The organism is Pseudomonas sp. MF09150 (assembly GCF_059862355.1).
Window position 1 is genome coordinate 692,923 of the sequence record NZ_JCBCUS010000002.1, and the last position, 21,821, is coordinate 714,743.

The following is a 21,821-nucleotide window of genomic DNA, read 5'->3' on the forward strand; positions in this document are numbered from 1 at the left end:
AGTTTCAAGCCTGCATTTCGCTGATGCCGGCCTGTTCGAAAGCATAGGTCAGATCCTGGATCTGCCGTTGTTCATTGTCTTTGAGTTGCTGCAGTTGCTGGCCCAGGGTCGGCGCGCCAAATACCCCGCGCAGCCCCTGGGTTGCATCACTGCTGATCGAATGCTTGCCGAAGGCGTTCAGGGAGTCGCTTTGGGTGCTCGAGTCCTGGTTGAACAGGCTCGACAGGGTGCTGCTGCCGAACACCCCGCCATCGCCACCGCCAAAGCCGAGGAAGCCGCTGCCATTGCCGTCGCCACCGCTGTCGGTGCTGAACACCTGGGCGATAAAGCTTGGGGCCGGCGCACCGTTATTGATGAATATGCTGCCGATTGGCGGCAGGCCGCCGCCGCTGGTGCGTTGCTCGAACAGCGGCGGCATCACCAGCGGCGAGCCCAGGTCACCGCTCGGCGGGCCGAAGATGATCGGTTGCAACGGGACGTTGGGCAGTGCGGGCGGTGCCACCGGCTCGCTGACCCGGAACTCCGGATCGCCGGCCAGGGACACCGTGGTCACCGAGTAATTGTTGGAGTTGGCAAAGCCGCTGCCGGCGTTGCCCGCCAGGTCGGTGTAACTGCTGTTGTCCAGGGTGATGAAGTTGCTGGGGTCGGTCAGGTTGGCCGTCGGCGTCAGGGTCGCGGTCCAGGTCTTGCCGCCATCGCTGGTGGCCAGGTTGGACAGGGTGCCGTTGGCCACGCTCAGGTCCGACAGATCGAAACCGGTGACGGCTTCGCTGAAGGTGATGGTCACGGTGGTGGTCTGGCCGGCAGTCAGGCTCGGGTTGGCGACCACGATGGTGGCGCTCGGCAGATCGGCATCGACCCCATAGTTGTTGGAGATGGAGATACCCGAGCCCTGGTTACCCGCCAGGTCAGTGACCTGACTGGTATCGAGTATCACCAGGTTGGTAGCGTCGGTGACGCCAACCGTCGGGGTCAGAGTCGCGGTCCAGGTCGTGCCGCCATCGGCGCTGGCCAGGTTGGAGAGCACACCGTTGGTCACATCCAGGTCCGACAGGTCAAAACCGTTGACCGCTTCGCTGAAGGTGATGGTCACGGTGGTGGTCTGGCCGATGCCCAGGTGCGCGTTGGCCACCGAAATGGTCGCCGTCGGGCGCTGGGTGTCGATGCTGTAGTTGTTGGAATCGGTGATACCGCTGCCGGTATTGCCGACGGCGTTGAGCACTCCAGTGTTATTGAGCGTGATCAGGTTAGTGGTGTCCGTGACATTGCTGCCCGGGGTGAAGGTCGCGATCCAGGTGACGCCACCATCGCTGCTGGTGACGTTGCTCAGGGTGCCGTTGGCCACGCTCAAGTCCGAGTTGTCAAAACCGCTGACCGCCTCGCTGAAGGTAATGGTCACCAGGGAATCGCCACCGGCCAGCAACGCCGGGTTCGCCACCACGATGCTGGCGGTTGGCTGCACCGTCTGGATGCTGTAGTTGGCGGAGGTGGTCACACCAATACCGGCGTTGCCGGCCAGGTCCTCGACCCCGGCGTTGTTCAGGATGATGAGGTTGCTGATGTCGCTCACGCCGCTGGTCGGGGTAAAAGTCCCGGTCCAGGTAATGCCGCCATCGCTACTGCTGACTGTGCTCAAGGTGCCATTGACCACGGTCAAATCGCTATTGTCGAAGCCGATCACCGGCTCGCTGAAGGTGATGATCACCAGCGAGGTTTGCCCCGCCAACAGCGCGGAATCGGACATCACAATGGTCGCGGTCGGACGCAGGCTATCAATCACATAGGCGTTCGAGCTCACGTTACCGCCGCCCGTATTGCCAGCACCATCGGTCACGCCACTGCTGTCCAGGACAATGTGGTTGTTGGCCTGGTTGATGCCCCCGACCGGGGTCAGGGTTGCGGTGTAAGTAATGTTGTCGCTGGTACTCAGGCCGCTCAGGATGCCGTTGTCGGTGGTCAGGTCGCCGAGGTCCAGACCGCTCACAGCCTCGCTGAAGGTGATGGTCACCACGGACGAACCGCCGACCCCAAGGTGATCGGTGTCCACCACCACAGTGGCGGTCGGACGCTGGGTATCGACCGCATAGTTGTTGGACACACTGCTACCGACGCCGACATTGCCGGAAACCGTCGCCTGGAGCCCACTGTTATCGAGGATGATCTGGTTGCTGGCGTCGGTGGTATTGCCGCTCGGGGTAAAGGTCGCGGTCCAGGTGATGCCGCCATCGCCGCTGGTCACAGCACTCAAGGTGCCGTTGCTGATCGTCAGGTCGGCGTTGCTGAAGTCAGTCACCGCCTGGTTGAAGGTGATGGTCACCAGCGAGGTTTCGCCGATGCCCAGGACCGGGTCCGAGATCACGATGGTGGCGTTGGGACGCACGGTATCGATGGTGAAGTTTGTCGAGTTGGTGATACCGATACCGTCATTGCCAGCCAGGTCCTTCACCCCGGCGTTGTTCAGGCTGATGAGGTTGGTGGTGTCACGCACGTTGACCGTCGGCGTGAAGGTCGCGGTCCAGGTAATGCCGCCGTCGCTGCTGATGACTGCGCTCAGGGTGCCGTTTGGCACGCTCAGGTCGGTGTTGTCGAAACTGGTCACCGCCTCGCTGAAGGTGATGGTCACCGTGGTGGTCTCGCCCGCGGTCAACTGCGGGTCGGCCACCACAATGCTCGCCGTGGGCGCCAGGGTATCGATCGCGTAGTTGTTGGAATCCGTGGTGCCGACCCCGGCGTTGCCGCTGAAGTCCCGATAGGTGGTGTTATTCAGGGTAATCAGGTTGCTGGCGTCTTCAACGGCGCCGTTCGGGGTCAGGGTCGCGGTCCAGGTAATGCCGCCGTCACTGCTGATCAGGGTGCTGAGGGTGCCGTTGGCAATGGTCAGGTCGCTGTTGCTGAAGTTGGTCACCGCCTCACTGAAGGTGACGGTCACCAGCGACGTTCCACCCACCTTTATCGAGCTGCTGGCAACCTCTACGGTGGCCGTCGGGCGTACGCCATCGATCCGGACATTATTGGAGTCGGTGGTGCCGGCGCCGGCGTTGCCCACCGCGTCATGCACGCCGCTGTTGTCCAGGGTGATGTGGTTGGTGGCACTGAAGATGCCGGGTGTCGGGGTGAAGGTCGCGCTCCAGGTGAGGCCGCCGTCGCTGGTGGCCAGGTTGCTCAGGCTGCCGTTGCTCACCGCCAGGTCGCCCAGGTCGAGATCGCTCACGACCTCGTTGAAGGTGATGGTCACGGTGGTGGTCTGGCCGATACCCAGGTTGTTATTGCCGAACACGATGGACGCGGTGGGACGCTGGGTGTCGATCGAATACTGACCGGAGGTGGTGCTGCCGCTGCCGGCGTTGCCCGCCAGGTCACTGACACCGCTGTTGTTCAGCGTAATCACATTGCCGGTGTTTTTAATGCCGGCGGTCGCGGTCAGGGTCCCGGTCCAGGTCAGGCCACCGTTAAGGGTGGTCAAGGCGCTCAGGGTGCCATTGGCCACCGCCAGGTCGTCGGTGGTGAGCCCGGTGACCGCCTCGCTGAAGGTGATGGTCACCACAGACGTGTCATTGATGCTCAACGAAGGGTTGGCCACCACGATGGTCGCCGTCGGCAACACGGTGTCGACCACGTAGCTGCCGGACGTCGAATCGCCGATCCCGGCGTTGCCGGCGGTATCGGTGTAGAGGGTGTTGTTCAGGGTCACGATGTTGCCACTGCTGGCGTTGCCGGCCACGGGCGTCAGGGTCGCGGTCCAGTGGATGTTGTCGCTGGTGCTCAGGTTGCTCAGGACACCGTTGGTCGCGGTCATGTCCGCCAGGCTAAAGTTGCTCACCGCCTCGCTGAAGGTGATGTTCACCGTGCCGGTGGCGGTGGTGCTCAGGGTCGGACCGGTAAAGGTGACGGTCGCCGTCGGCCTTACGGTGTCGACGCTGTAGTTGCCGGACAGCGTGTTGCCGACCCCGGCCAGGTTCAGCGACACGCTGGTGACGCCGGTGTTGTCCAGGGTGATATGGCCAGTGCCGATGACACCGGCATCAGGGGTAAAGGTCGCGGTCCAGGTCTTGCCGCCGTCGCTGGTGGCCAGGTTGCTCAGGACACCGTGGGGCGCCGTCAGGTCGGCCAGCGTGAAACCGCTGACCGCTTCGCTGAAGGTGATGGTGACCTGGGAGGTGGTGCCGATGTGCTGGGCCGGGGTCGTGACCACGATGGTCGCGGTCGGCGACGGATCGTAGGCCGTGTTCGAGGTGGCGCCGGTGTCATTGAACAAGCCGGGAATCGCCGTCGGCGAGACGCCTTGCGAGGCCGTGGAAACGGTGGTCAAGCCGCCTACGCCACTGCCCCCGGCGTTGTTGGCCGCGTTCAGGGCGGCAAAGTTGGCCACGGTGATCAGCACCGAGCCTTTGTTCCAGATGGCACCCACGCCCCGGCCAGCCTCGCCGCCGTTAAGTTCGGTACCACTGCCCACCATCGAGCCCCCACCACCGCCGCCGCCGGCACCGATATTGCCGGTAATCACCGACGTACCGACGATGGTCAATTTGCCGCTGCTGGCGTTGTAGATACCCCCGGCCGCCGAGCCGCCCTTGCCCCCGGTAAAGTCCCAGCCGGAGCCGCCGCCACCGCCGCCGATCGACAAGCCGCCAGCGGATGCGGTTCCGCCCGCAGAGCCATTGGAATAGCCGTACGTATTGGTCGTGCCGGCGCCCCCGGTGGTTGACCCACCTTGGCCGCCCATATTCATCGTCGCCCCGTAGGAACCACCGTGACCGCCATGGTTGGCCGTGCCCGAAGTACCGGCGTAGGTCCCGGTGCCATCGCCGGCGATGCCGCCATTGCCGCCGGTCCCCCCACCGACCGCACCGCCGCCGCCGCCAGCGCCACCAACCGTTGGCGCAAGCACACCGCCGCCACCGCCGCCGCCCGAGGCCGCGTTGGCCGTCACGCTGACGTTTTTCAGGGTCAGGTCGCCGAAGTTGCTGATCCCCGCGCCCAGGGCATCGGCCGCTGCAAAACCGCCATTGCCGCCATTGCCGGCGCTCAGGCCACGGGTAATTACCAGGCCGTCGAACACCACCTTGGTCCCGGCATCGACCTTGATCACGCTGGTCTTGTACTGGCCGTCGAGGGTGATGTCGGCGGTGCCGTTGTTGTCCAGGTCACCGTCGAGGGTGATGTTCTTGGTCACTTCCAGCCGAGTATTCAGCGCTACAGAGCTGCCGCTGAGGGTGTCTTTGAAGGTCACGATATCGCCGTTCTGCGCGCTCGCCAGTGCATCGCGCAACGAACCGCCGCCGCTGTCATTGAGGTTTTGCACGGTGATCGTGGCCAGTCCCCAGTCGTACCCGGCCATGGCCTGGCTCGACAGCGCGTTGACGCTCTCGATGCTGCCGGTGGCGATTTCCAGGGTCCAGTCGCCGCCGATGCCGGTGCGATTGGTGGACGCGGCAATGTCGCGCCCGGTGAGTGCGGCCAGGGAGTCGACGAAGCTGATGCCGCGCTCGCCCTGGGCGGTGTTGCAGGCGTAGATCAGGATATCGCCGCCGACGTTCATGTCCTTGCCGATCTCGGCCAGCACCGCGCTGCGCTCGGTGACGTTGTCCGCTGACAGGTAGCTGTTGCCCAGCCACAGGTCGCCGGCATTGCCGTGGGCGATGATCTGCACCGAGCTGACGCCCTGGTGCTGGTCCAGGTAGTCGGCGATCTGCTGCAGGCCGTCGCGGGTCGCGTCCAGCTGCACCACTTGAGTGCCGGGCGCCACGTCCTTCAACAGGTCGGCGGCATCCTTGACCCGGGAGTCGACGAACACCACGGTCTGCCCGGGCACCGCGTTCGGTGTGGCGGCCAGGGGCGCATCGGCCTGGTCATGGCTGTCACTAGTGCCGGTGGTGGCATTGGCGTTGCTGCCGGTGGCCGGGTGATCGGCCGAGGCCGGGGCCTTGGCTGCGTCTGCGGTAGGGTCCGCCGTGGGGTGGCTCTCGGGTTGCGCCGCATCGGCCACGGTAGCCGCCACCGCGCCGTCGAACAGCATGCGCGGCTCAAGGGACATGATCAGTGGCGAAGCCATGGCTCTGGCCCCTTGGGTAACCCGCGACTTACCTTTGCTCCACCACATGCTGCTCACCCGAACTCGAACGTTTACCTAAGGGAAATAAAAAACCGCGATCAACTGATCGCGGTTTCGGCCTTCATGCGTATGACATTGGCTGCGCTGGCCGAGCCGTCGAGCCAGAAGGACAGCTTGGAATACTGCTCGAACAAATCCGGCGGCAGGATGGTGCGCCGCGATTGCAGGGCCACCCGGGGCTTGACCTTGTGCAGCCCGGCCACGCCCAGGGCCTGGTCGAACTCCGGCGCATCGTAGGCCAGGTGTTCGAAGTCATGCTCGAACCAGGGCTCGCCGATGAACTCGTAGACCAGGCGCATGACCCGCTCCGGCGCCTGGCTCAGCAGGTCGTAGTCGACAATCAGCAGGGAGTCGGCGTGCTCGCCGTAATACGCCTCTTTCAGCGCCGCCCAGGCAAACCCCACCAGGCGGTTGCGCTGGGCCAGGGTTTCGACTCGGCTGTAGACGGTGTTGCGCTCGACATCGTCGTTGAACAGTTTGGTGTTTTCGAAAGGGTTGGCCCGATACAGGCGCTCGATGCTGTCCATGACCCAGGCCACGTTGCGCACACAGGCAATGACTTTGCACTGGGGAAACAGGTCGGTCAGGGCCGGCAGTCGCGAGCACCATTGGCGATTGGTGTCGAAAATCACCGGTTTATCGGCCTTGTCGGCGTAGTAGGAGTCGAACAGCCCGCCCAGCAGGCGCCGGCGCATGGCAGTGTCGATCACCGAGCCGAACTCGCTGCCGGCGCTGCACTGACCCAGGACGCTGGCGAACAGCGACCCGACCGGGCTGGTCATGCCGGCATGAAAACGCGGATTTTGCAGAAGAATGGCAGAGAGCAGGGTTGACCCTGAGCGCGGCAATCCAGAGATAAAGTGGAAGTTGGGCAATCCCTTCACCTGCGATTCAGTCCATTTTGTAGGACAAAGCGTAGCGTAAGGAATTGTTTCTAACTAGTAGTATTTTGATATCAACGGCCGGGGTTTTAAGTCGGAAAACCCCCATAACCACGGGGGTTTCCGGCAAAAGTCGTGTCGGCGGCTCTAAATCGGCCTTCCCAGCCTCAGCGAGTGCCACAGGGAACATGACAAGCCTCATATAAAACCGCCTGGGTATCGCCTCCCGCATGCTGGTCAATTTTCCGCCAACCACTGGGAATGGACGGAAACTCGTCCGGTGCCTCCCGGCTCATCACCAGCCAGACCCGGCCGTTGCCCTGGGGCAGGTCTTGCAGGTGGTCGAGGTAGACCCCGGCGTTTTCATCGATCAGCGTGCCGAAGCCGTAGCTGTTGGGCCGGGTGGACACGCCGGCGGCGGTGGGCGGCGTATACAGCCTGGGGGCGGTCGCGCTTTGGTCGTAGTAGCCCCAGGTGAGGTACCAGAACATATCGCCGAGGACCACCTGATCCCCCGCCTGGGTATGGCGGTTCATGTAGGCGACCAGGTCATTGAACTGGTCGTCGGCGTCCACCGTGTAGTTGTTTTTCAGCCCCACGCCCTCAACGGCCAGCACCGCCAGCAGCAAGGCCAGGGCCAGGACCTTGAAGCGCCGCGCCAGGCTATCGATACCCAGGGCCAGGATGATCGCCAAGCCGAGGGCCGGCGCGGTCAGGTAGCGCTCGATAAACACCGGCGAGACAAACGACACCCCATACAGCACCAGCAACGGCAGCGCGCTGTAGAGCACCACCAGGGTGGCGAACCGATAGCAGCTGCGGTCGGTGCAGACCACATAGACCATCATCGCGACCAGCACGCCGGGCAGGGTCAGCAGCAGCCACAGCGGCATGCCTTCAGCATCGTCCTGGGCCATCAGTTGCCACAGCATCGACGGCATTGAGCGCAGGGTGACCGCCGGCTCCCAGCCGACATCCCCACCCACCTCCAGGGCATCCATGTGCAGCACCAGGTCGATCAACCCCGGCAGCCAGGGCAGGAACAGCAGCACGATCGCCCCATTGGCCAGCCACCAGTCGCGGCGGGCGATATAGCGCTGGGCACCGGCGAAAGGGGCTCGCAGCACCAGCAGATACGCCCAATGGGCCAGCACACAGAGTGCGGAAAAATAGTGGGTATAGAACGCCGCCGCCATCAGCAGCGCGTAGATCGCCAGGTAACGCCGGCGCTGCGGTGCGCGAACCCAGTACACCAGCGCCAGGGTCGCCCCCAGCAGCCACACGCCCATCAACGAATACATGCGTATTTCCTGGCTGTAGCGCACGGCCGTGGGCAACAGGGCCAGCAACAGACAGGTGAGCATCGTGGCCCGGCGGCTGGCGATCAGGTGCGCCAGCCAGGTGCCGAGGAACACCGCAATCACCCCGGGCACCGCGCTCATCATGCGGATCGATTCGATGGAGTCGCCGAACAGGCCGATCCAGGCCCGCAGCAGCATGAAATACAGCGGCGGATGCACATCATGGGCCGCATGGAACCAGATGCCCGCCAGGGGAAACTGGGCCAGCAACAGGCTGGAGCCCTCGTCGCCCCAGATCGCCGCCGCCGTCAATTGATACAGGCGCGCGCCAATGGCCAGGGCCAGCAGCGGTATCAGCCAGGGCGCGCGCAGCAGGTGCAGAACAGAGTGCTCAGCCGCGACGGGCTGGCGGTAAGGCAGGTTGGCCACTTCATCGTTATTCGGAACGCCCATCACCATCCTCGACAAATCGTCCACTGCCACCGGCAGGGCATGACGCGCTGATTGTAGGCCACAAGCCTCGCAATCCACGCAGTTGTTCCAATCGCGACCTCAACCGAATTAATGCCAGACGCCGCCCAAGGTTAGGTCTACGCTTGCTCTCGGTGCAAAGCAGACCCGGCAGGCCGCACCGCGGCTGCCAACGGGCGGGGCACCTCACTCAACACAGCGCAAGGACTAGGATCTATGGATGTATATCTTGGCAGTATCCAGATGCTCGGCTTCAACTTTGCTCCCAATGGCTGGGCATTGTGCAATGGGCAAGTGATCGGCATCGCGCAGAATTCGGCGCTGTTTGCCCTGCTCGGCACCTACTACGGCGGCAATGGCCAGACCACCTTCAACCTGCCCAACCTGCAAAGCCGGCTGCCCATGGGGATGGGGCAAGGGCCTGGCTTGTCGCCACGGCCCATCGGCGAGATCGGCGGCGTCGAGCGCTTGAATGTATTGACCAGTAACGTGCCAGCCCAGGCGATTCCGACTAACTCGCTGACCGTCACCACCACCGTCAACCTGGCAAACGTTCCCAGCAATCCGCTCACCGCCCCCACGCCGACCAATTCCTACATCGGCGCCTCCATCTCCGGCGGGCCACCTTCGGCAGCGATTTTCTCGGACCAGCAAGGTGCCTCGCCGGTCCCGCTCAAGGGCACCAGCAGCAGCATCGGCGGCACCCTGAGCACCGTCGGTGGCAACGTGCCGCTGGAAGTGAGCAATCCGTTCCTGGCGGTGAACTTCAGCATTGCCTTGCAAGGGATCTTCCCTTCACGCAATTGATCCAGCCGCTGGCCGGGGCCTAGTGCTCCGGTTAGTGGTTTTTCAGGAGAACATCAATGCTGCAACAGGTTTGCAACGAACACTTCCTGGCACTGGTGAACCAGCCGTGCCCGCTGTACCTGCCCGACGGCAGCCCGTTGCCGGTGCAAGTCGAAGCGGTGGTGTCGCGCCCGCAATCGCGCCTGCCGGAAAACACCCGCATCCCGTTCAACGTGCAGTTGCGCAGCCTGCAACCGACCGACTTTGTCGATGGGCTATGCGCTCTGGAGCTGCCGCAGTTGGGGCGCGTAGAAGCGATTTTTGTATCTCGCGAGCCAGCGCTGGGTCGCGACCCGGACCAGGGCTACTTCAACATCATCTTCAACTGACCCCCGGGTACCACACCAGGCGCTCGGCGCCGGGTGTGCTTTCCTCGACCCGAAACCCCAGCGCCAGGTAATGCTGGCGCGCCTGGGGGTTGCTGGCCCAGACCACCGTCGCCACCGGGCAGCGCACCTGTTCGGCGGCCTTCTGCACCCCTTGCAGCACCGAGCGGCCATAGCCCTTGCCCCGCGCCCCGGGGATGAACGCCAGGTACAGCACGCGGATTTCATTGGGCCCGAAGTCGGCACTGAGCACGCCGATCGGGGTGTCGAGCTTTTCCACCACGTAGTGAAGGGCGTCGGGGAAGTTGTCGCCGATGCCCCGTTCCTGCACCAGAAACTGCTGGGCCACCACCTGCGCCACCACCTCGGGTTCGGCGTCGATCAACTGCAACTCGGGCCGGGCCGACTGGTAAAGGCTCTGCATAAAGGGCCCATCCGTGGGCCGCGAGGGGCGCATGGATAACCCGGCGGCGGACGAACTGTTCAACATCGGCTGTACTCCCTCAAGACCTGATCACTAGAACCCGCTTTCCCGCACCCCTAGCGCCGCCAGGCGCCGCCAGGCCGTGCCCAACAACGACTCGCTGCGCCCCTGCAACACCGCCACGCCGCGCAGCGGATGGCTCGGCGTCGGCACTTCTTCGAGCAACCTGAGGCGCGCACCGTACTGCGCCTGCACCGGCTCGGGCCGGCTGTTCTCATCACGGCGCACGGCAATCGGCCCGTGGTGGTCGGAGGTCAAGGCCTCCAGGTCGATGGCGGCCACGCCATTGACGTCCACATCCACCAGCTCCAGCGGCCAGGCCGGGCGCATCGGGTCGTCGGCGATAAAGCGCCCGCTTGCCCCCGGGGTGACCCGCCACAAATCGGCTTCAGCCAGGTAACCGCGCACCCGGGTGCCGCCCTCGACAATCCGCGCCAGGGGCTCGCGGGTCGACACCCAGCGCCCGGCCACCAGCTGCGGCATCAGGTCCCGCACCTGGCCGGCCTGGGGTGCGCGTAGCAGCAGGCGCTCGCGCCGGGCCTGCAAGCCGCGATACTCGGCCACCGCCTCGGCCAGGCGTTGTTCAAGCACGCCAACATCCGCCGCTGTTTCGCTGCGACCGGCCTGGCGCCGCATCTGCAATTGCAGGATGTCGATTTCACGCCGCACGATCACCAGCCGCGAGTCGATATCCGGCGACTCCAACTCCACCAGCAACGCGCCCTGGGCCACGCTCTGGCCGTCTTCGACCAGCACCTGTTTGACCCGCGCCGCCACCGGCGCATGCAGCGCGGTGACGCGCCCGGCTTCGAGCATCGCCGGCACTTCGACGCTGCTGCGCCAGGGCACCGCCAGCAGCAGCAACAGCGCCAGTAGACCCAGGCCACTGAGCAGCACGCGCGGGGTGTGGGCCTGTTCGCGGCGTGCCCACCACTGGTAACCCTCTTTGCAGATCGGCAGGAAGATGAACCACACCAGCTCCACCAGCATCAGGAAGATGCCCAGCAACTTGAAGAACAGGTGATACACCGCCAGGGCGATCCCGAAGAACAGCGCCGCACGCCACAGCCACGAGCCGTAGCCCCACCACAGCAGGCGCCGCTGCATGGGTGGCGACCAGGGCTCGGGCGCCGGTTGGCCATAGCCGAACAGCACTTCGCGCAGGTGCCAGCGGCACAGGGCAAAGGCCCGGCCTTGCAGGTTGTCCACCTCCCACAGATCGCTGAGCAGGAAATACCCGTCAAAGCGCATGAACGGGTTGAGGTTGATCACCAGGGTGGTGATCCAGGTGGCGCTGGCCAGCATGAAGGCGGCGGTGCGCGCCGGGCCGTCCGGCAGCAATGACCAGGCAAGTAACGCGATGCACGCCAGCAGCAATTCCGCCAGCACGCCGCCGGCCCCAATCAGCAGCCGGGCGCGCCGGTCGTTGACCCGCCAGGCATCGCTGACATCGGTGTAGAACATCGGCAACAGCACCATGAACGCCACCCCCATGCTCTGCACCCGACACCCCGCGCGCTTGGCCATAAAGGCATGGCCGAACTCGTGGCACAGCTTGGCGAAAAACAGCGCCGCGCCGAACGCCAGGGCCCCGCCGAGGCTGAACAGATGGGGAAAGGTCGCGAGAAACCGCTGCCAGTCCCGCGACACCAGAAACACCCCAAGCCCCAGGGTGATCGGCAGGCCAAATCGCAACAGGTGAGGGCCGAAGCGCTGCAACCACGGCCAGGCACGATTGAGAAAGGCGTCCGGGCGCCACAGCGGAATTCGAAAGAACAGGTACTGATGCAACAGGATCTGCCACAGGCTCTGGCGCTGCGCCGCGGCCTTGTGGCTGTAACTGGAGCGTTGCTCCGGGTCCAGCGCGCTGATCAGGTCATGGGCCCGCAAGAATCCCAGCAACTCCTCCAGCTCGCCTTCGCTCAATGCCAGGCCAGGCTCGCGGTTGGCCGCTTGCAGCACCTGCTGCGCGTCGCCCAGTGCCCAATGGCGCAACAGGCGGATCGCCGCCGCCCCCAGCTTGAAATAACGCCCGCGCACCGGGTCGGCCAGGGTCCAGCGCGGCGAGCCATCCCGGGCCGCAGCGGCGGCCGACAACTGCAAGTCGGTGCGCAGGGCCGGCAGGTTCATTACAGACCTACGCTCTGGCGCAGACCGGCCAGGGGACGGCGTAACAGATACAGGGCCAGAGGGGCCCGCTCGCCGAAGATCTTCGCCGTGCCACGCAAGCCGATCCGCGGCGGCGCCTGGCGAAAACTCGCATCGAGCCGGTAGGCCAATTGCCCGCCCGCCGTGGGCTGGGCTTCATAGGCGGCGTGTTCGAGGGTCGCCAGGTGTCGCTGCAACGGGTCGCTGTCGAGAAACAGCGCCACTTCCGCCTGGGGCTCCAGGGCAATGGCATCCCCCACCGCCAGCTCGATGCGCAGCTCGGCCTGGTTCGGATCGGCAATTTCCATCAACCGCTCGCCGGTCTGTACCGGCTTGCCGGTCCAGCGCTCGGCATCGGCGAATACCGCGATGCCGTCGCGTTCGGCGCGCACTTCGCTGCGTTTGAGCAACTCCCTGGCGTAATCGCGCTCGGCACGCTTCTGTTCGACCCGCGCCGCCAGCAGGTCGATTTTCGAATTCGACTCCGCATCGGCAAAGGCACGCTGGGCATTGGCCTTGAGCTCGGCCTCGGCCACACCCAGGGCCCGCGCCGCAACATCCGCCTGGGCCGTGAGGGTGGTGCTTTCAAAACGCAGCAGCAGATCCCCGGTCTTCACGCTCTGGTTGGGCTTGACCAGGAACTCGGCTATCACCCCATCCAGCGGCGCCGCCACCACCCGCCCGCCCAGGGGCACGACTTCGGCCGGCGCCAGCACCGATTGCCGCACCGGGATCAACAGCCCCAGCAGCACCACGCCCACCAGCAACAGCTGGCGCTTGCGGGTCCAGCGCAGGCGCCATGGCTGGCGCGGTTGCAGGGCCAGCCAGGCATGACTGTAGGTGTCGCCCAATTGCGACAACAGCACTTGTTCGGCGGGATTCCACGCGGTGTCCCGGGCCAGCCACAAGCCGCCGAAAACTTCACCCTTGCGATCGAGCAGCGGCAACCAGAACACCTGGGCCGCCGACAGGCCCTGCCAATCGGCGCGCACCGAGTCGCTGACCATATCCGGCGTCACCACCCGCGCCTGCTGCAGCTGTTCACGCTTGAATAGCTGCGCCACGGCATGTTCGACGAAGGCCACGAACGGCGCATTCGGGTCGAGGCTGCTGACCCCGGTCACCGCGCGCACCTTGCCGGCAATCAGCAGTGCGGCATGGCGAAAACCGAACAGCGCCTGGCCGTCATTGACCAGGCTGTAGGCCAGCTGCTCCACGGTCGACGCGGCGCGGGTCTGGCGTTCGAGGTCGAGAAAGCGGGCGAATACCTGTTCCGCCGAGCCCGACAGCGGCGCGTTCATGGGGACTCCGCAAACCGCGCCGTGCCGCTCATGCCCGCCAGCAGCCCGGCGGCACTGGGCACCGTGGCCACCAGCAGCAGGGTCTGGCTGCCCTCGTCGATCCGCGCGCCCAGGCGCTTGACGGTGGCCGTGAGCGACTGCCCGGTTTCATCGGGGATAAAGCTGAAGGTCTGCCCGGGCTTGAGTTTGCCCATCCAGCGCGACGGCACCAGCAGGTGGATTTCCAGGGTGCGGTTGTCGACGATTTCCAGCAGCGGCGAACCGGCCGCCACGCTCTCGAAGCGCTGCACCTTGCGCTGCACTACTTGGCCGTCGAAAGGCGCGACCACGCTGCAACGCTTGACCTGCACCTGATAGACCTGGGATTGGGCCTGGGTTTCGGTGAGCTTGGCCTCGGCCCGCGACACCTCGAAACGCCCCACCGAGTTCAGCGCCGCCAGTTGCTTGTTGTGGGCCAGCTCTTCACTGGCACCCCGGCTGGCGGCCTGCGCGGCATTGAGCTGGGCCTGATAGGCCGAGCAGTCGAAACGGGCGAGCACATCGCCCTTTTTGAAGGATTCGCCTTCACTGAAAGGCAGTTCGACAATCCGCCCGGACAGCTCGCTGGCCATCATCGCCTGGTCGCGGGCGCGCAGTACGCCACGGGCTTGGGTGCTGGTCGAGCTGGCGTCCGAGGCCAGGCTGGCCAGCAGCGGATCGTCGGCGACGGGAGTTTGCGCTTGCGCCAGGCACGCCAGGCAGGTCAATCCGAATCCCAAACCACGAAAACGCCGCATAACCTTTACTCCCTGTCGGATGGGCGGAGTCTACGACAGCGAGGGTGAGCGTCAAGCACAACGCCATCATCTTTATCGAGCCTCCGCAGCCATTTCACGCCGCCCGCTCTAGCCCGGGCCTGTTACCGGCTCACCCGAAAAAGGTTCGCTGGAATCAATACGCCAGCCAGTAGGTACGTCCCGGGAGCTTCTGTATGATTTGCGCCACTATCGGACCACCGCACTTCGTGCTTTAGGGATTAGGGACAATTCATGCGTATCGGTTTTCTGTCATCTGTGTCACTGGCGCTTGGCGCCGTCTGCGCGACCCCGGCCTATGCCAGTTTCGACGAATCCATATGCGAAGTGCTCTGGACCCCGCAAGGCAGCGGCGCCTGCAACAGCGTGCCGTTCCTGAGCCCGAACAACGACAGCCGGACCAACCTGCGCCTGCTGATGTCCGACCAAGGCACCCTGCCCCTGAGCCCTGTCGCCCTGAGCAACAATGACCTGCAAGCCGGCTACGGCCCGGTGCCGTTCGACCTGATGCGCCTGGACCCGGAGCCGGAAAACGCCACGCCCGCCGCACAGGATGCGGTGGTCGCGCGCCTCGACCAGCAACTGGCACAACTGGAGTTGCCGGCAGTGGCCACCCTGGATCAGCGTCCGCACTTTATCGAGGGCGAAGGCAACCGCTGCCGCAGTAACAACCTGGAAAGCGCCAGCGCCTTTATCGGCCAGTTGCTCGACACCCCGGAACTGTCGACGCAGGAACGCAGCGACCTGGCGGGCGAGCGCATGCAGATGCTGCAAGTCTGTGAGTGGGAGGCCGGGAATGCCGAGGTCCTGATCGAAGATCAGCACTTCTCTGCAACCGGCAAGGCCTTCGCCAATTACCTGCGGGGCGCCGCCGAGTTCTACAGCGGCCGCTTCGACAAGGCGACCCAGCGTTTCGCCAGCCTGACCGACAGCCCCCAGCCCTGGCTCAAGGAAACCGCGCTGTACATGAGCGCGCGCATCCCACTGAACGCCGCGCAAGCCGACACGTTTGATGACATGGGCCTGCCGGACCTGAACAAGGTCGATCGGCCCAACCTGCAATTGGCCGAGCAGAACCTGGAACGCTACCTGGCGGCCTACCCCCAGGGGCACTTCAGTGCGTCGGCCAAGGGCCTGCTGCGCCGGGTGCACTGGCTGTCCGGCGATGACCGCAAGCTGGCCGAGGACTACAGCTGGCAACTGCTGCACGCCACGCCTGCGCAACGCAATATCAGCCTGCCGGAGCTGATTCAGGAGACCGACAACAAGCTGCTCGGCACCGAGGCCCCGGATATCCGCACCCCGCAGTTGCTGGCGGTCGAGGACCTGAGCCGCATCAGCGCCTACCAGGGCACCTTCAACCTCAAGCAGCTCCAGGCGCAAAAGGCCGTGTTCGCCGAACAGCCGGCCCTGTTCGACTACCTGCAGGCGGCGGCCTACCTGAACCTTGAGGACAAGCCGCAGCAGGCCCTGGCGTTGCTGCCAGGCAGCGTGCCCGCGCAACTCGATTACTTCGCCTTCAGCCAGCAGGTGCTGCGCGGCCTGGCGCTGCACAAGACCCAGGACTGGAAGGCGGCCGAAGCCCTGTGGCTGGAGCTGCTGGGCAAGGTCAAGCAACCCTTGCAGCGTGACTACGTGGAGCTGGCCCTGGCCTGGAACTACGAGTTCAGCCAGCGTCTGGACAAAGTCTTTGCCGCCGACTCGCCGATCAAGACCCCGCAACTGCGCTATCGCCTGCAACGCCTGAGCGCCGACCTACCGCTGCTGCGCCAACAGGTGACCCAGGGCGTGGACGCCGGCGAACGCGACAGCGCCCTGTTCGTGCTGCTCTACAAAGAGCTGTTGCGCGGCCAGTACGCAGCCTTTGCCGAAGACTTCAAGCGCATGCCCGCCAGCCCTTCGCCCGACAAGCTCGGGGTCGGCATCGGCTACTTCTACGACAGCGGCAAGCCACTGGCGATGTTCAACTGGCAAGGCGAGCCGGGAGAGTCCGGCTACGGCTGCCCGAGCATCGCCGAGATCGCCGCCGTGTTGCAGGCCAACAACCAGCAGCCCAAGGGCCTGAACTGCCTGGGCGAGTTTATTCTGCGCAACGGCCTCGACCATTCGCCGCTCGATGCCGCGCCGTACAAGGGCGAGTTGGGCTCAAGCGGTATCGACGCCAAGCCGGCGGTGTTTTCCCGCCATGACGGCTATCGCCAGGTGATCGACAACCAGCACGCGCCCAAGGACGATCGCGCCTACGCGCTGTTCCGCGCCATCAAGTGCTACGCGCCCTCGGGCAACAACAGCTGCGGCGGCACCGATGTCGAGCCGGCGGTGCGCAAGGCCTGGTTCCGCCAGATCAAGGGCACCTACGCCGATACCCAGTGGAGCAAATCCCTGCCGTATTACTGGTAACCCATGAACGCTCTGTTGCGCGCTGGATGGCTGCTGGGCGTATTAATCAGCGGCCAGGCCTGGGCCGCGGTCGACGCCGGCGACTATGACGCGTTCTGGTTATGGAGCGGGGTCAAGCCGCAGCCGGTGCTGGCCCAGGCCAAGAGCCTGTACATCCTCCAGGGCCAGATCAGCACCTCGCGCCGCCAGCCGGAACGCGGCGTGCGCCTGATCGCCCAGGGCGTCTCGGTGCCGCGCCTGACTCAAGGTGAAGTGTGGGTGGTGTACCGCGCCCATACCCTGCGCTGGCCGGAGCCGATCTACGCCCAATTGCTGGGGCAGGTGCAACGCTGGCAACAGGCGGGCAACCCGGTGGTCGGAATCCAGATCGACTTCGACGCCGGCACCCGTTACCTGGAGGAGTACGCCGATTTCCTGCGTGACCTGCGCCAGCGCCTGCCACGGCAGTACCGCCTGAGCATTACCGGACTGATGGATTGGGGCAGCAACGCCGACCCGCAAGCCATCGGCCAGCTCAAGGGGGTGATCGACGAGGTGGTGGTGCAGACCTACCAGGGCCGCCACAGCATCCCCAACTACGCCGCCTACCTGCCGCGCCTGGACCGCTTGGGGCTGCCGTACAAGGTCGGGCTGATCCAGGGCGGTGCCTGGACCGAACCCGCTTACCTGCGCGATAGCCCCTGGTTCAGGGGCTATGTGGTGTTTTTGCAGAACTAGGGCTGTTTTTTACCAGTCGTAAGTCAGGCTCGAGACCACCGTGCGCCCTTCGCCGTAATAGCAGTCCAGCTCGGTCCGGCACAGGTCGACGTAGGTCTTGTCTTCGAGGTTCTTCACATTCAGCGCCAGCTTCACGCCCTTGAGCTTGAACGGCGAGCGGTTCAGGTCATAGGTCAGCGCCGCATCCAGTACGGTGTAGGACGGGATCTGGAACGCACCGGCGTAATCATCGCCGTAATTGCCCTTCACGTAGCGCACCCCCAACCCGGCGCCCAGGCCGGCCAGCGGCGTATCCCCGAGCAGGGTGTAGTTGGCCCAGGCCGAGGCGGTCAGCGGCGGGCTGCCGGCCGGGTGCCGACCTTCGCGGCCGGAATCGTCCTTGGTGTACTTGATGTCGTTGCGCGACACCGAAGCGATCACGTCCAGGGATTCGCTGAGGGCCGCCTTGGCCTCCAGCTCGATCCCACGGGAGCGCACCGCTCCGCTCTGGTCACTGAACGTGCTAGCGGGAATGGAGTTGAGCACGTTCTCCTGGTCCAGGTGGTAGACCGAGAGCTGGACGAAACTTTCCTGCCCCGGCGGCTGGTACTTGAGGCCCACTTCATACTGCTTGCCGGTGGACGGTTCGAACGGGCTACCGCCCTCGGCAGTGCCGCTCAACGGCATGAACGACTCGGAATAGCTGACAAACGGCGCCAGGCCGTTATCGAACAGGTAGACCAGCCCCGCACGGCCGGAGAACGCCTGGTCCTTGCTGCCGCTGTTCTGCTTGGTCAGCACCACTTTGTTGTTGGTCTCGGCCCAGTCATAGCGGCCGCCGAGCACCAGCACCCACTGGTCGAGCTTGATCTGGTCCTGCACATACAGGCCGGTCTGGGTCACGGTGTTGTCCCAGCGATACAGCCCGTTGAAATTGATCGGCGTGCCGTAGGTCGGGTTGTACAGATCGATGATCGGGTTGGTGCGGTCGTACTTGCCGGCGAACTGGCTGTTGGAGTGGTAGTAATCCAGGCCCACGATCAGGGTGTGCTTGAACGCCCCGGTGTCGAATTCGGCCTGGGCGATGTTATCCACCCCTACCACCTTGTTGTGCTGCTTCCAGTCGACACCGAAGCGGGTCATGTAGCGCTGGTCATTGGCCCCGGTCAGCGGGTTGGCGACAAAGCTGTAGCCGTGCAGCGGCGCGCGGTAATGGTCGTCGACATCGGCGTAGCGCACGTTCTGCTTGAGGGTCCAGACCTCGTTCAGGCGATGGGACAGTTCATAGCCGAGGACGAACTGATCACGGTCGTAGGCGTTGACTCCCGGCTCGCCGAGGAACAGGTCGCGGCTGATCTTGCCGTTGACCGTGGGCACCAGGGTGCCGATGCGCGGCAAACCCTGGGCCTCGGGCACGTCGTTGTCTTTCTGGTATTGGGCGAACAGGGTCAGGCTGGTGTCTTCGTTGGGACGCCAGGTCAGGCTGGGCGCGATGAACTGGCGTTTCTGCTCGACGTAATCGATCGGCGAGCCACTGTCATTGGCCAGGACCGTCAGGCGATAGAGGAACTGCCCCTGTTCGTCCAGGGGGCCGCCCAGGTCCAGGCCAAGGCTTTTGTGGTCATCGCTGCCACCTTCGAGCACCACCTGATGCAGGGGCGCGGCTGTGGGGCGCTTGCTGACCATGTTGACGATGCCACCGGGCTGGTTCTGCCCGTACAGCACCGAGGCCGGGCCCTTGAGCACTTCGATGCGCTCCAGGGAATAGGGCTCGATCTGCAATGCGCCACCAGTGCTGCCGCCGCCATAGGGCAGGTGCAGGCCGTCCAGGTACAGCGGGGTCGGCGTGAAGCCGCGCGAGGTCGGCTCATCGAAAATCTTCACCCGGTCGGCGAAGCCACCGCCGGTCATGCCCGGGGTGTAGCGCAAGGCTTCAGTCACCGTTTGCGCGCCACGGGCCTTGATCTCGGTGGCAGTGACCACGTTGATCGTCTGCGGGATCTCCACCAGCGCCGAGTCGGTCTTGCTGCCGGTGGCACTGCGCTTGGCGACGATGCCCTGCACCGGGCCCCAGGCGCTTTCCTCGGCCTGAGGGGCGCTGACCTGGGTCGCGCCCAGTTGCAGCGGACCGTCCGCCGGGGCCGGTTGCAACATCCAGCCACCACCCGCTTGCAGGGCCTGCAAGCCGCTGCCCAACAGCAGGCGTTGCAGGCCCTGGGCCACGTCATAGCGCCCTTGCAGGCCGGCGCTGCGCTTGCCCTGGGTCATTTGCGCATCCACCGACAACAGGATCCCGGCCGCACTGGCAAATTGATTGAGGGCCTGGTCGAGGCTGCCGGCGGCGATGTTGTACTGGCGCGACTCGCTCTGGCTGGCCTCGGCGGCCTGGGCCACACAGGGCACCAGCGGCGCGACCGCCAGCAGGCCGGCGAACAGGCCATGGCGCACGGCGGCGCTCAGGGTTTGGGTGGACGGTGACGGTTGGTAAGGCATTCCGGAACTCCCCATGAGAATGCGTCTTGATCGGCTTTCAACAGCTATCCCGGACCAGACGACAAAATCGACAAGGGGCCTGCAGTTATTTTTTTGCGGGGGTCACACCCGGGCCTTGAGCGTGACCCAGTAACGGGTCACGGCCTGGGCCCGCACCGGCAGCGAGCGCTCCAGGGCGGCAAGGATCGCGTCGCTGTCATTGAGCGGAAATACCCCGGTCAGCAACAGGTGCGCCACCTCCTCGTCACAGCGCAATACGCCCGGGCGATAGCGCGACAGTTCGGCGATGAACTGCCCCAACGGCTGGCGCTCGGCAATCAGCCGGCCCTGGCTCCAGCTGCTGGCATTCAGGTCCAACGGCTGATTGGCCGCGACCTGCCGGGCGCTGAACCACAGGCTGTTGCCGGCCTCCAGGTGCACGGGCTGGGCGTTGCGCGGGCTGATGCGCAGCGCGCCTTCGAACAGCCCGACCCGGGTCCCGTTGTCGACATCGCGCACGGTAAAGCGCGTACCCAGGGCCTGGATGTCGCCGGCATCGGTTTCGACAATCAATGGCCGCGAGGCATCGTGGCCGCTGCTCAGCTGGATCTCGCCGCTGATCAGGCGGATGCGCCGCTCCTGCGCGCTGTAGCGCAAGTCGACGGCGCTGTTGCTGTTGAGGTCCAGGCGCGTGCCGTCGCTGAGGGTCAGGTGGCGAATCTCGCCGGTGGCGGTGCGCTGCTCGGCGAAAGCGCTGCGCCAGGGCTGGCTGCCCTGCACCAGGTAGCCACTGCCACCGGCCACCAGCAACAGACCCAGCAGCTTGAGCGCCGAACGTCGTTGCGCATCCGGCACATCGCGCAGCACCGCGCGGGCGCTTTCGGCGGGCACTGCACCCAGGGTCTGCTGCAACTGCTGCAGGCGCTGCCAGGCACGCTGGTGCTCGGGATCGGCGGTTTGCCAGCGGGCGAAAGCCTGGCGCTGGGTCGGATCCATCTCCCCGCCCCAATGCAGCATCAGCCATTCGCTGGCCTGCTCGACGATGGACGGGGCAATCGGCGCGTCGTGGCGTTTCATTCTTCGTAGATGACCTGATAGCAGGCCTGGATGGCGCGGATCATGTACTTCTGCACCGAACTGACCGACACCTCCAGGCGCTCGGCGATGCAGGCGTAGCTCAGGCCTTCGAACTGCGAGAGGACAAAGGCCTGGCGGACTTTTTCCGGCATGCGATCAAGCATGGCGTCGATCTGCATCAGGGTTTCGAGAATCAGCGCGCGGGTCTCCAGCGACGGCGACTCCGGCTCGGGCAGGTGGGCGATGCTTTCCAGGTAGGCGCGCTCGATGCGCAAGCGGCGCCACTGGTCGATCACCAGGTTGCGGGCAATCTGCGCCAGGTAACTGCGGCTTTCCAGTGGCCCGGGAAACCGCCCCGAGACCAGCAACCGCAGAAAGGTGTCCTGCGCCACGTCCGCCGCGTGCTCACGATCCCCCAGGCGCTTGCGCAGCCAGCCTTGCAGCCAGCCGTGATGATCGCGGTAAAGGCGATGAACCTGCTCTTTGCCGTCAGTCGTTGCTTCCATGAAAGG

The 21,821-nt window shown here is 65.0% G+C and carries 14 protein-coding genes; 4 read left to right on the plus strand and 10 right to left on the minus strand.

Annotation, left to right across the window (positions count from 1 at the left end):
* Nucleotides 1-4: 4 nt before the first annotated feature.
* The 3 genes from AC19YX_RS12670 to AC19YX_RS12680 form a co-directional block, all read right to left on the minus strand.
* Complete coding sequence (locus AC19YX_RS12670) at nt 5-6,052, minus strand: Ig-like domain-containing protein (RefSeq protein WP_500606361.1); 6,048 nt, start codon at nt 6,050-6,052, stop codon at nt 5-7.
* Between the two features lie 98 nt (nt 6,053-6,150).
* Nucleotides 6,151-6,996: a sulfotransferase family protein gene (locus AC19YX_RS12675; RefSeq protein WP_078469177.1), complete on the minus strand. Its 846-nt coding sequence runs from the start codon at nt 6,994-6,996 to the stop codon at nt 6,151-6,153.
* Between the two features lie 164 nt (nt 6,997-7,160).
* On the minus strand, nt 7,161-8,747 hold the full coding sequence (locus AC19YX_RS12680; RefSeq protein ID WP_500606362.1) for a glycosyltransferase family 39 protein: 1,587 nt from the start codon (nt 8,745-8,747) through the stop codon (nt 7,161-7,163).
* Between the two features lie 234 nt (nt 8,748-8,981).
* On the opposite strand from AC19YX_RS12680, the gene AC19YX_RS12685 reads away from it, so the two are divergent.
* Together AC19YX_RS12685 and AC19YX_RS12690 are read left to right on the plus strand one after the other, a co-directional pair.
* On the plus strand, nt 8,982-9,572 hold the full coding sequence (locus tag AC19YX_RS12685; RefSeq protein WP_078469175.1) for a phage tail protein: 591 nt from the start codon (nt 8,982-8,984) through the stop codon (nt 9,570-9,572).
* A gap of 56 nt (nt 9,573-9,628) precedes the next feature.
* The gene (locus AC19YX_RS12690; protein ID WP_500606363.1) at nt 9,629-9,940 is read left to right on the plus strand and encodes a DUF6916 family protein; all 312 of its coding nucleotides are present in this window, start codon (nt 9,629-9,631) and stop codon (nt 9,938-9,940) included.
* On the opposite strand, the gene AC19YX_RS12695 is transcribed toward AC19YX_RS12690, so the two are convergent.
* The 4 genes from AC19YX_RS12695 to AC19YX_RS12710 are packed head-to-tail and all read right to left on the minus strand — an operon-like array spanning nt 9,933 to nt 14,646.
* Nucleotides 9,933-10,427, minus strand: coding sequence for a GNAT family N-acetyltransferase (locus tag AC19YX_RS12695; protein ID WP_078469173.1), 495 nt, complete (start codon nt 10,425-10,427; stop codon nt 9,933-9,935). The two genes, AC19YX_RS12690 and AC19YX_RS12695, sit on opposite strands and share 8 nt — an antisense overlap.
* A gap of 27 nt (nt 10,428-10,454) precedes the next feature.
* The gene (locus tag AC19YX_RS12700; protein WP_078469172.1) at nt 10,455-12,551 is read right to left on the minus strand and encodes an efflux RND transporter periplasmic adaptor subunit; all 2,097 of its coding nucleotides are present in this window, start codon (nt 12,549-12,551) and stop codon (nt 10,455-10,457) included.
* Nucleotides 12,551-13,870: an efflux RND transporter periplasmic adaptor subunit gene (locus AC19YX_RS12705; RefSeq protein ID WP_500606364.1), complete on the minus strand. Its 1,320-nt coding sequence runs from the start codon at nt 13,868-13,870 to the stop codon at nt 12,551-12,553. Before AC19YX_RS12705 ends, AC19YX_RS12700 begins: the two co-directional genes overlap by 1 nt.
* The gene (locus tag AC19YX_RS12710) at nt 13,867-14,646 is read right to left on the minus strand and encodes an efflux RND transporter periplasmic adaptor subunit (RefSeq protein WP_500606365.1); all 780 of its coding nucleotides are present in this window, start codon (nt 14,644-14,646) and stop codon (nt 13,867-13,869) included. Before AC19YX_RS12710 ends, AC19YX_RS12705 begins: the two co-directional genes overlap by 4 nt.
* 252 nt (nt 14,647-14,898) lie before the next feature.
* Here AC19YX_RS12710 and AC19YX_RS12715 point away from each other — a divergent pair, with 252 nt between their 5' ends.
* A complete protein-coding gene (locus AC19YX_RS12715; protein ID WP_500606366.1) occupies nt 14,899-17,064 on the plus strand; it encodes a PA5441 family protein in 2,166 nt (721 codons plus the stop codon).
* 3 nt (nt 17,065-17,067) lie between these two features.
* A complete protein-coding gene (locus tag AC19YX_RS12720; RefSeq protein ID WP_500606367.1) occupies nt 17,068-17,781 on the plus strand; it encodes a DUF3142 domain-containing protein in 714 nt (237 codons plus the stop codon).
* Nucleotides 17,782-17,790: 9 nt separating this feature from the next.
* Here AC19YX_RS12720 and AC19YX_RS12725 read toward each other — a convergent pair whose 3' ends face one another.
* The 3 genes from AC19YX_RS12725 to AC19YX_RS12735 all read right to left on the minus strand — a co-directional run bounded on the left by AC19YX_RS12725 (nt 17,791) and on the right by AC19YX_RS12735 (nt 21,815).
* Nucleotides 17,791-20,253 (minus strand): TonB-dependent siderophore receptor, encoded by a 2,463-nt coding sequence (locus tag AC19YX_RS12725; RefSeq protein ID WP_500606368.1) that lies wholly within the window; start codon nt 20,251-20,253, stop codon nt 17,791-17,793.
* Between the two features lie 102 nt (nt 20,254-20,355).
* Entirely contained in the window at nt 20,356-21,309 is a 954-nt protein-coding gene (locus AC19YX_RS12730) for a FecR domain-containing protein (RefSeq protein WP_500606369.1), read from the minus strand.
* Nucleotides 21,306-21,815, minus strand: a complete 510-nt coding sequence (locus AC19YX_RS12735; RefSeq protein WP_020300726.1) for a sigma-70 family RNA polymerase sigma factor — start codon at nt 21,813-21,815, stop codon at nt 21,306-21,308. The genes AC19YX_RS12730 and AC19YX_RS12735 overlap by 4 nt, the downstream gene beginning before the upstream one ends.
* Nucleotides 21,816-21,821 lie beyond the last annotated feature (6 nt).